The sequence below is a fragment of the Spongiactinospora gelatinilytica genome (genome assembly GCF_003236385.1).
Classification (GTDB): Bacteria; Actinomycetota; Actinomycetes; order Streptosporangiales; family Streptosporangiaceae; genus Spongiactinospora; species Spongiactinospora gelatinilytica.
The window spans coordinates 1-6,985 of sequence record NZ_POUA01000325.1; the positions used below are offsets into that span (position 1 = coordinate 1).

General features: G+C 70.1%; 8 protein-coding genes. 3 read left to right on the top strand and 5 right to left on the bottom strand.

What is annotated here, in order from left to right:
• Window positions 1–702: 702 nt before the first annotated feature.
• Entirely contained in the window at window positions 703–1,062 is a 360-nt protein-coding gene (locus C1I98_RS30105; protein WP_233508311.1) for an NUDIX domain-containing protein, read from the bottom strand.
• Window positions 1,059–1,340: a hypothetical protein gene (locus C1I98_RS30110; RefSeq protein WP_146607710.1), complete on the bottom strand. Its 282-nt coding sequence runs from the start codon at window positions 1,338–1,340 to the stop codon at window positions 1,059–1,061. Before C1I98_RS30110 ends, C1I98_RS30105 begins: the two co-directional genes overlap by 4 nt.
• Window positions 1,341–1,452: 112 nt before the next feature.
• On the opposite strand from C1I98_RS30110, the gene C1I98_RS40765 reads away from it, so the two are divergent.
• Window positions 1,453–1,650, top strand: coding sequence for a hypothetical protein (locus tag C1I98_RS40765; protein WP_146607711.1), 198 nt, complete (start codon window positions 1,453–1,455; stop codon window positions 1,648–1,650).
• Here C1I98_RS40765 and C1I98_RS30115 read toward each other — a convergent pair.
• The gene (locus C1I98_RS30115) at window positions 1,632–2,582 is read right to left on the bottom strand and encodes an ADP-ribosylglycohydrolase family protein (RefSeq protein WP_111170772.1); all 951 of its coding nucleotides are present in this window, start codon (window positions 2,580–2,582) and stop codon (window positions 1,632–1,634) included. The two genes, C1I98_RS40765 and C1I98_RS30115, sit on opposite strands and share 19 nt — an antisense overlap.
• A 172-nt stretch (window positions 2,583–2,754) precedes the next feature.
• Here C1I98_RS30115 and C1I98_RS30120 point away from each other — a divergent pair, with 172 nt between their 5' ends.
• A complete protein-coding gene (locus C1I98_RS30120; RefSeq protein WP_111170773.1) occupies window positions 2,755–4,191 on the top strand; it encodes a multicopper oxidase family protein in 1,437 nt (478 codons plus the stop codon).
• Between the two features lies 1 nt (window position 4,192).
• On the opposite strand, the gene fxlM is transcribed toward C1I98_RS30120, so the two are convergent.
• Complete coding sequence (gene fxlM, locus C1I98_RS30125; RefSeq protein ID WP_158558229.1) at window positions 4,193–5,440, bottom strand: methyltransferase, FxLD system; 1,248 nt, start codon at window positions 5,438–5,440, stop codon at window positions 4,193–4,195.
• Between the two features lie 353 nt (window positions 5,441–5,793).
• On the bottom strand, window positions 5,794–6,333 hold the full coding sequence (locus C1I98_RS30130) for an AAA family ATPase (RefSeq protein ID WP_111170775.1): 540 nt from the start codon (window positions 6,331–6,333) through the stop codon (window positions 5,794–5,796).
• 107 nt (window positions 6,334–6,440) lie between these two features.
• Here C1I98_RS30130 and C1I98_RS30135 point away from each other — a divergent pair, with 107 nt between their 5' ends.
• Entirely contained in the window at window positions 6,441–6,980 is a 540-nt protein-coding gene (locus C1I98_RS30135; RefSeq protein ID WP_233508312.1) for a SigE family RNA polymerase sigma factor, read from the top strand.
• The last annotated feature ends 5 nt before the right edge of the window (window positions 6,981–6,985 follow it).

Genomic DNA, 6,985 nt, shown 5'->3' on the forward strand with positions numbered 1-6,985 from the left:
CCTCCGGCGTGACCGCGCTCCCAATCGCCTTCGCTTGGCTCAGCCGTGCTCTCGTGTACGGGCTTCGCCCGACGTACGCCCCTCCGGGGCCGATCCCCCCGCCTCCGGCGCTCCGGCGCTACCGCGCGGCCAATCGTCTTCGCTTCGCTCAGCCGTGTTCTCTGTGTCGGGCTTCGCCCGACGCTTGCGCCACCGGCATGTTCGTATCCCGCTTCCTATTGGGAATCCCCGCTTCCAACGGCCCCGTGACCTTCGCTGCACCCACACTGTATACGGCGTACGGTCAGCGCCCAACGCGAAGGACGGTGAAGAACACGCCGGTCGGACATGCACAGCCTGTGGACAACGCTGCGCACCCTGCATTCCGACCGGTTCTCCCTCATCGGTGCGGGCCAGCGCCCCGCTGAAGGTCGATTTGCGGATCTGTGCGCGGAAACGGCGGAAGCCGGCCTCGATATCGCTCGCCGTCTCGTTGCACGGCGGCTCGGCGAATGCCTCGGCGTATACCGAGCGGAAGTCATTTTCGGCTTGTCCGGCTGCCATGCCGTTCAAGCGCTCGACCGAGAGACCTTCATCCCGCCCCACGAGGCCCCCTCTGTATGGCGTGGCGAACGCGTTCCCGGCACTCGGCCGCCATCAGGCTGTCGAAACGGGCAGCGGCCTTGTTGAATTCCCGGGCAGCGACCACTGGTGCAGACAGGCTCAACCAAGGTACGGTCCCGCGCCCTCCAGTCCTTTGTCGATCCTGTGCCGGATCGCCGGGCCGATCCGGTACTCGTCGAGGCTGGCGGGGGCGACCCAACGTACATCGCGGGCCTCGTCCGGGGCCGGGTGCAGTCGGCCGCCGATCACGCGGGCGCGCAGGCAGATGTTGATCGGCTGGCGTACCTCGTCCACTTCATCGCCGTGCATATAGGCGATCACGTGATCCGGGGTAGAGAAGATCCCTACCAGGCCCGTCACCTCGACGTCGAGCCCGGTCTCCTCGCGGCACTCCGGTACGCCCGCCTGCGCGACCGTCTCGCCCTTGGCTCGCCGAAGATCATGACCTGGCCGGGTCACGGCGTACGTGGGCCGGTCAGGTCGCGGGCGGCGGTGAGAAGTTCGGGCCAGTCCAGGGGGTCCGCCTCGTCGTCGATGCGGTCCAGGAGTTCGTTCAGCGCGCCGGAGCCGAGTACGCCCTCAAGGACGACCAGCGCCGCGACGATCCTGCGCCCGCGCGGCGTGTCGCTCGCCCGCAAGGTGTCCACGGCACGGACGTGCGCCAGGTCGTCCGGCGCCTCCCGCCGGGTGTAGGAGACCCCTGCGATATCGATACGTCGGATATGTCCGGCGGGCACGCCGACCCCCTCTCCCGGGGGTCACCTCCAGCATCGCACGTCCACCGCCCGGTACGGCGGCGGAGCCCGGAAGGGCGAGTATCTCCCGATTCCGTTGGCTAGCATCCAGTTCATGACGGAACCTGCGCCTGTCACATTTCCCAATGGCCGGAAACTCACCTGCGACACGTGCGACAACGACGTCTTCGAAAGCCACCGCTGGAAACTCCAGACCACCGGCATGACTTTGTTCAATCTCGACTGGGCCAATCGGGACGCGGCCTGTTTCGTGTGCACGGCCTGCCGCCGCATTCATTGGTTCCACGTTTGACCGGAAAGCAGCCGCCGGGTGAGGTCGATGAGGTCGTCCAGGCGGACGACCTCATGGTCGCGGGAGCCGGGCAGCGGCACGTACAGCGGCGCGGTCCAGCGCTCCGGGATCGCCGCCAGGCCGTACACCGCGCCCGCCAGCCCCCCGGTCACCGCCGCCACCGTGTCGGTGTCGCCGCCGAGGTCGATGGCGGCACGCAGAGCCTCCTCATAGTCAGAGGTCGTCCGTAGCGCCCACACCGCCGACCCCAGGCACGGCCACACCGCGCCGTTGAACTCCGTGGCCTGGCTCGGATGCCAGTCCTCGGCCAGCACGGTCACATAACGGTCGCGCTGCCCGGGATCGACCGCGTCGAGCGCGTCCGGGATCGCGGCGAGCGGGTCGCCGCCGTCCAGCGCGACGCGCACCAGCTCCTGGAAGATCGCGGTGCCCTCCCAGGCGGCCGGGTCGCCGTGGGTGAGGGCGGCGATCCGGCGGGCGGCGTTCATGGTGGCCGCCCTGCCCTGGGCGGCGAAGTGGACGGCGGAGGGGGTCGCGCGCATCAGCGAGCCGTTCCCGGCCGCGCGGAGGCTGGTCTTGAAGTGGTGCGCCGCGGCCTTGTCCCAGGAGCGGAAGCTGCTCAGGACCGACAGGGTCTGCAGGCCGATGTCCTTCGGATCGGCCTTGGCCCATCGCTTGAACCGCTTGTAGATGTCGGGCAGGTCCAGCCCGCCCCGCTCCACCAGCGAGTACGCGACGTGCAGTGCCATCTGGGTGTCGTCGGTGCCCTCGCCGGGCTCCCAGCCGCCGCCCCCGCACATCTCCTCGCCCGCGCCCGGCTTCGGGAACCGCGCCGAGAACGCGCCCGCCGGACCGAACTCGAACGGCGCGCCCAGCGCGTCGCCCACCGCAGACCCGACGACCGCGCCCGCGGCCCGCGCACTGTGATCCATTACGCCAAGGTACTCTTCCGTCGTACTTCGGGGGGCTATTGGTGTTCGGACGCCCATGTGTTCGCCAATGATTTCCGTACCCCCCGAGTCGTGATTTCCGCCGATCGCCGCGGCGGCGAGAGTGTGCGCAGGACCATTGGCTCTCCTCGCGACCGACCTCTTTGGGAATCACATGCACAACCGGCTTGGGAATCACCTGCTCAACCGGCGAAACCTGCTGGCGCTCGGCGGACTCACCGGCGCGGCGGCGCTGCTGCCCCCCGGCCGGGACGGCCGGCACGGCCCGCGTCCCCGGCGGCTGGCGCACGTCCCCGCCTTCTCGGTGGAGATGCCGCTGCCGCCGGTGGCGAGGCCCGTCCAGGTACGGCCGGACGCCGACGTCTACCAAGTGCGGATCAAGCCCGCCCGGGTCGAGATCGTCCCGGGCCTGCTGACCCCGGTGCTGTCCTTCGGCGGCGGCTTCGTCGGCCCCACCTTCCAGGTCAGGACCGGCCGCCGGGTGATCGTCAAGTACCACAACGACCTGGACCGCGCGGCCAACGTCCACCTGCACGGCGGGCATGTGCCCTCGGTCAGCGACGGCCACCCGATGGACGTGATCGACCCGGGGCGCTTCCGGGTCTACGACTACCCGAACACCCAGCAGGGCACCACGCTCTGGTACCACGACCACAGCCACCACACCGAGGCCCGCAACGTCTACGCGGGCCTGCACGGGTTCTACGTGATCGAGGACCCGGCGGAGGCGAAGTACGGCCTGCCGAGGGGCCGGTACGACGTGCCGATCATGATCAGGGACGCGCTGATCGGCCAGGACGGCGAGCTGATCTACGACGTGCCGGACACCCGGACCACCCTCCTGGCCAACGGACGCCCGCAGCCCTATTTCAGGGTGGCCGCCAGGAAGTACCGGTTCCGGCTGCTCAACGGCACCACGCACCGGCTGTTCCGGCTGCGCCTGGAAGGCGACCTGCCGTTGATCCAGATCGGCTCGGACGGCGGCCTGCTGCCCGCCCCGCAGCGGATGCGCGAGCTGCTGATCAGCTCGGGCGAGCGAGCGGACGTGGTGGTGGACTTCTCCCGCTTCAAACCGGGCGATCAGGTGATGATGCACGACACATCGGGCACGGTGCTGCGCTTCGACGTCGTGCGCAGGGCCAGGGACCACAGCCGGGTGCCCGACGTACTGCGCCCGCTACCGGACCTGCCCGAGGCCACCGTGACCCGCGACGTGGTCTTCAACCTCGACCTGACCACGCCCAAGTGGCGTTACCTGATGAACGAGCAGGAGTTCGACCCCGCGCGGGTGGACTTCCAGGTCAGGCGGGGGGCCACGGAGATCTGGCGGATCCACAACGCCGACGTCGAGCGCGGCGGCATCAACCACACCTTCCACCTGCACCTGGAGCAGTTCCGGGTGCTGGACCGGGACGGCGAGCCGCCGTGGCCGACCGACCTGGGGCGCAAGGACACGATCTACGTCCCGCCGGGGGCGTCGGCCCGCATCAAGGTGCGGTTCACCGAACACCTCGGCCGGTACGTCTACCACTGCCACTTCCTGGATCATTCCTCGCTGGGCATGATGGCCCAGTTGCAGATCGTGCCATGACTCAGCAGGCGGGCCAGGTGATCGCGAGGGTCGTGTGCCGCTTTTCGAGCAGCGGGGTCGTGGGGGCGGTCGAGACGGACATGGTGGCCGGGTAGGCGTCGATGTGCAGGGTGTCGGTCATCGGGCGGCCGGCGGCCAGCCAGGTACGCGCGTGCGCGGCGAGTTCGTCGGCCAGGCGCATGCCGTCCGGGCCGTACCCGCGCGCGACGACCTCCTCCACCTGCGACGGGTAGCCGACGCCCCAGCCCGCGTCGCGGCCGGTCTTCTCGGTCGTGAGCAGGGCGATGCCGCCGCCGTCCCGGATGCCCGCGGACACCGACGTGCCCTGCATGGTCAGCGGGCTGGGCGGCAGCCGGGTGCCGCCCGCCTCCCACAGGGTGCACCAGCGCGGTTCGTGTACGGCGAGCCACAGGCTGAACCCGTCGAACAGCACCGTGGGATCGACCGGCAGCCCGGTCGCCACGGCCCGCGCGGTGACCCGGCCCTCCAGCGCGCTCAGCACGCCGTGGGCGTCGCGCCCGTCGGGCAGGAAGATCGTCAGGCCGGTGGCGGGGTCGAGTACCTCGTAGCGCTCCGGACCGGCCAGCGGGCCGCGCATCCGCATGAAACCGCAGGACAGCACGGAGACGCTGCCCCAGCGTCCGGACGTCTGGCGGGGCGCGCGCTCCAGCGCCACCGACCGCTGCACGCCGTACAGGTCGAGCGGGACCACGATGCGCCCGCCGGGCGCGAGCTGCTCCAGCCACGCGGGCGCGAGGTCCCACGCGCCCACGGTCGCGATGATCCGGTCGTACGGCGCGCCCGCGGCGAAGCCGTCCGTCCCGTCGCCGGCCACGACGGTGACGCCGGAGCATCCCGCGTCCTCCAGGTTGGAACGCGCGGCATCCACCAGGTCCGGATCGATGTCCACGCTGACCACCTCGCCGCCCGAGCCGGTCAGCGTGGCCAGCAGCGCCGCGTTGAACCCGGTGCCCGCGCCGATCTCCAGCACCCGGTCACCCGGGCGTACGGCGAGCTGGCCGAGCATCGCCGCCATGATCGTCGGCTGCGATGACGAACTGGTCGGCATGCCGTCCGCGCCGCGTTTGGTGACGATCACCTCGTCGCGGTAGACCTGCTCGACCGGCGTCTCGGGCAGGAAGACGTGTCTGGGCACGGTGAGGAACGCCTCCGCGATCGCGTCGCCCACGCCGGTGTGCCTGCGCATCTCCGCGAGGAGCGCCTGACGCATCGCCCTCGTCACGGTCATGACCATCCCTCTTCGTGCGTCTGAGCGGTTCTGTTTCCCGGACCCGGCCGTCCACCGGTCTCCTTCCGGTCTTCGTGCTGCTTGCCGACTTCGCGCTGCCTCCGGTCCTGGGGGTGCCTCCGGTCCTGGTGTTGGTTCCGCGCAGGCTCGCGTTCCGTGCAGGGCCGCGTTCCGCGCAGGCTCGCGTCCTGCCGGGACCGCCCCTGGCGGGCCGGCGTCCAAAAGGTCGTCGCTCGCGAGATGGTTCATCGCGGGCCTCCCCTAGGGCAGGCTTACCTCGTCCGTCATGACGTCTCGCCCGGCCACTGGGTCGACCGGACTTGTACTGGTATTTGCCGTTATAACGGATAGTGTTACGGATAGATACGGGCTTCGTCTTCGGCCTTGCTGAGAATCTCGGCAACGGTCTCCTCGGGCGTCAGCTCCGAGGTGTCCAGCCAGAGCCCCAGCCGGGGGGTTTCGGTGCGCAATGTCCGGTCCAGCGCCTCGATCGTCCAGATCCCGTACACGTCCTTGGACCGCGCCGCCTCCCGCGCCGCCACCGCCGCCACGCTCGGCGCGAGTACGACCACGTGCAACGGCCTGGACTTGATCGCCGCCACCATCTCCCCCAGGTACGGGCCGATGATCACGTCCTGGATCACGACCCCGAACCCCGCCCCGAAGTAGGTGTCCGCCACCGTCGCGGTCAGCCGGTGTCGCAGCCGCAACTGCGCGACCGCCTCCGGCGACGGCTCCGCCGTCATCTCGGCCCGCCCGTTGACCACCATCCTGCGGAAGACGTCACCCCCCACATGCACGGACCTCGGCAACTCCGCGGACTCCGCCAGCAGGCGGGCCACGGTGGACTTGCCCGACGCCTGGACACCCGTGATGATGAAGATCGATCGCATGCCGTGCAACCCTAGCCCGTGCCCCCCGTCGCCGACCTGCGGTTTTCTGCCGCGTGCGGCGACGGCCCAGGATTTCCGGTGACCGTGTGCAGCGGACGGGGGTCCTCGTGCGTCCCTGGTTAGTGGACTTTGAGCAGTTCGTGCGCGCTCGTGGCGGTGCGCTGTACCGGTACGGCTTCGTGCTCACCGGCAACGCCCACGACGCCGCCGACCTCGTGCAGGAGGCGCTGCTGCGCCTCGACGGCGCGTGGCCGCGGGTGCGCAAGAAGGACGACCCAGAGGGCTACGTCCGCACGACGATGGCCCGGCTTCACATCAGCTGGTGGCGCAGACGCAGGCGCGAGGACCTGGTGGCGGCGGTCCCCGAGGCCGCGTACCACGACGGCGACCTCGACCGGATCGGCAGCGACTCCGTGCTGTGGGACGAACTGCGGGCCCTGCCGCGAAAACAGCGGACCGTCCTGGTGCTGCGCTACTACCAGGACATGTCCGACGCGGAGATCGCCGCCATGCTGGGCATCTCCGCGGGCACGGTCCGCAGTCAGGCGTCGCGGGCCCTGTCCAAACTACGGGTGCTGCGGCCGACCAGGGCCGCGTTCCTCGGTGAGGTCGCCGCCACCGCAGGGGATTCGGGGTGTTCGTCATGACATGG